Annotated in this window: 3 protein-coding genes; all 3 read left to right on the top strand. The window is 65.0% G+C overall.

Annotation, left to right across the window (positions count from 1 at the left end; all coding sequences use genetic code 11):
• Positions 1 to 710 (top strand): cell division protein FtsQ/DivIB (locus VMJ11_RS08235; protein ID WP_325618762.1); only part of this gene is annotated, 710 nt, incomplete at its 5' end.
• A 27-nt stretch (positions 711 to 737) separates the two neighbouring features.
• Positions 738 to 1,970 carry a cell division protein FtsA gene (gene ftsA, locus VMJ11_RS08230; protein WP_325618760.1) on the top strand — a complete coding sequence of 411 codons (1,233 nt, stop codon included), beginning with the start codon at positions 738 to 740 and terminating at the stop codon, positions 1,968 to 1,970.
• A gap of 132 nt (positions 1,971 to 2,102) precedes the next feature.
• On the top strand, positions 2,103 to 2,672 hold a 570-nt coding region (locus VMJ11_RS08225), incomplete at its 3' end, for a cell division protein FtsZ (RefSeq protein WP_414694338.1).

Genomic DNA, 2,672 nt, shown 5'->3' with positions numbered 1-2,672 from the left:
ACGCGCTGCTCGCGCTCGCGCTGCTGGCGGCCGGCTGCTTCTGGCTCGTGCAGCGCCCGAACTTCACGCTGCGCGAGATCCGCATCGAAGGCGACACCGAGCACATCAACGCGCCCACCGTGCGCGCGAGCGTGGTCGGCCGGCTGAAGGGCAACTTCTTCACCGTCGATCTCGATACCGCACGCCAGGCGTTCGAGCAGATGCCGTGGGTGCGCCACGCGAGCGTGCGCCGCGTGTGGCCCAATGCGCTGGCTGTCACGCTCGAAGAGTACAAACCGTTGGGCACGTGGGGCAGCGATCAGCTGGTGAGCACCGACGGCGAACTGTTCACCGCGAACCAGGGCGAGCTCGACGAGGAACTGCCCGCGTTCGACGGACCGGACGGCACCGCGCCCGAAGTGGTTGCGCGCTACCACGACTTCGAGAAGTGGTTCGCGCCGCTTGGGCTCGTGCCCGACGAGGTGACGCTCTCGCCGCGCTACGCGTGGACGGTGAAGCTCTCGAACGGCATGCAGGTGGAGCTCGGCCGCGAGCGCAATGCCGACACGCTCGGGGAGCGCACGCACCGGCTCATCGCGGCGTGGTCGGCGCTCACGCAGCGGTGGGGCAAAGAAATCGAATATGCGGACTTGCGCTATCCGAATGGGTTCGCGATACGGGCGGCCGGCATGCGCTTCATCAGCGACACGCCCGCCCCGGGCAAGAAGTAACAGGACATCACACGCAACGAGCACGATATGAGTAAAGACTATAAGGATCTGCTGGTCAGCCTCGACATCGGGACGTCGAAGGTGGTGGCCGTCGTCGCCGAACTGAAGGGCGAAGGCCACTACGAGGTGATCGGCCTTGGCCAGAGCGAATCGAAAGGTCTCAAGAAGGGCGTGGTGGTGAACATCGAGGCCACGGTGCAGTCTATCCAGCGTGCGCTCGAAGAAGCGGAACTCATGGCCGACTGCAAGATCACTAACGTGTTCACCGGTATTGCAGGCAGCCACATCCGCAGCTTCAACTCGAGCGGCATGGTCGCCATCAAGGAGAAGGAGGTCACGCAGGCCGACGTCGCGCGCGTGATCGAAACGGCGAAGGCGATCAACATTCCGACCGACCAGCAGGTGCTGCATATCCTCACGCAGGAATTCATCATCGACGGCCAGGAGGATGTGCGCGAGCCCATTGGCATGAGCGGCATTCGCCTCGAGGTGAAGGTGCACATCGTGACGGGCGCGGTGAGTGCAGCGCAGAACATCGTGAAGTGCGTGCGCCGTTGCGGGCTCGAAGTGAACGACCTGATCCTGCAGCCGCTCGCCTCGTCGCTGGCGGTGCTCACCGACGACGAGAAGGAACTGGGTGTGGTGCTCGTGGACGTGGGTGGCGGCACGACCGACATCGCGATCTTCAGCGAAGGCGCGATCCGCCATACCGCGGTGATCCCGATCGCGGGCGACCAGGTGACGAGCGACATCGCCATGGCACTGCGCACGCCCACGCCCGACGCGGAAGACATCAAGGTGAGCTACGGCATCGCGAAGCAGGCGCTCGCCGATCCGGACGAGATGATCGAAGTGCCGGGGCTTGGCGAGCGCGGTCCGCGCACGCTGTCGCGCCAGGCGCTCGCGGCCGTGATCGAGCCGCGTGTGGAGGAGCTCTTCTCGCTCGTGCAGCAGGTGGTGCGCGAGTCGGGTTACGAGGAGCTGCTGAGCTCGGGCGTCGTGCTCACGGGCGGCGCCGCGATGATGCCGGGCATGGTGGAGCTGGGCGAGGACATTTTCCTGAAGCCGGTGCGCATTGGCGTGCCGGAATACGCGGGCGGGCTTGCCGACGTAGTGCGCAATCCGCGCTACTCGACGGCGATGGGTCTGCTCGTGGAGGGCCGCTCGCAGCGCATGCGCGGGCGCAAGGTTGCAGTGCAGTCGGGGTCGATGGGGCAGGTCTTTTCACGCATGAAAGACTGGTTCCTCGGCAACTTCTGAGCGGGACACGTAATTCGCAGTACAGGGTTCGAAAATCGCGCTGGTGACGGCGGCTAGCGCGCAGTGGAAGGTTGCCCGATCTTCCACTGGATAACGGCCGAGGAGCGGAATCTTTTTCTTGACGGAGGCAACATGGAATTCCAGATGCTGGAAACGGAAACCAACGGCACCATCATCAAGGTGGTAGGCGTTGGTGGAGCTGGCGGCAATGCCGTGCAGCACATGATCAACCGCGGCGTGCAAGGCGTCGACTTCATCGTGATGAACACGGACGCACAGGCGCTCTCGCGCTCGCGTGCATCGTCCGTGATCCAGCTCGGCAACACCGGCCTTGGCGCCGGCGCGAAGCCGGAGATGGGGCGCGCGGCCGCAGAAGAAGCACGTGAGCGCATCGCCGACGGCCTGCGCGGCGCGCACATGGTCTTCATCACCGCCGGCATGGGCGGCGGCACCGGCACGGGCGCGGCCCCGGTCGTCGCGCAGATCGCCAAGGAAATGGGCATCCTGACCGTTGGCGTGGTGAGCAAGCCGTTCGAGTTCGAAGGCGGCAAGCGCATGCGTGTGGCGGAAGCCGGCTCGCAGCAACTGGAGGATCACGTCGACTCGCTGATCGTCGTCCTGAACGACAAGCTGTTCGACGTGATGGGCGATGACGCCGAGATGGACAAGTGCTTCCAGTGCGCGGACGACGTTCTGAACAAC

The organism is Paraburkholderia sp., assembly GCF_035501035.1.
Classification (GTDB): Bacteria; Pseudomonadota; Gammaproteobacteria; order Burkholderiales; family Burkholderiaceae; genus Paraburkholderia.
The sequence above is the reverse complement of the archived record's forward strand: the minus strand, read 5'-3'. Positions and strand labels throughout refer to the sequence as shown.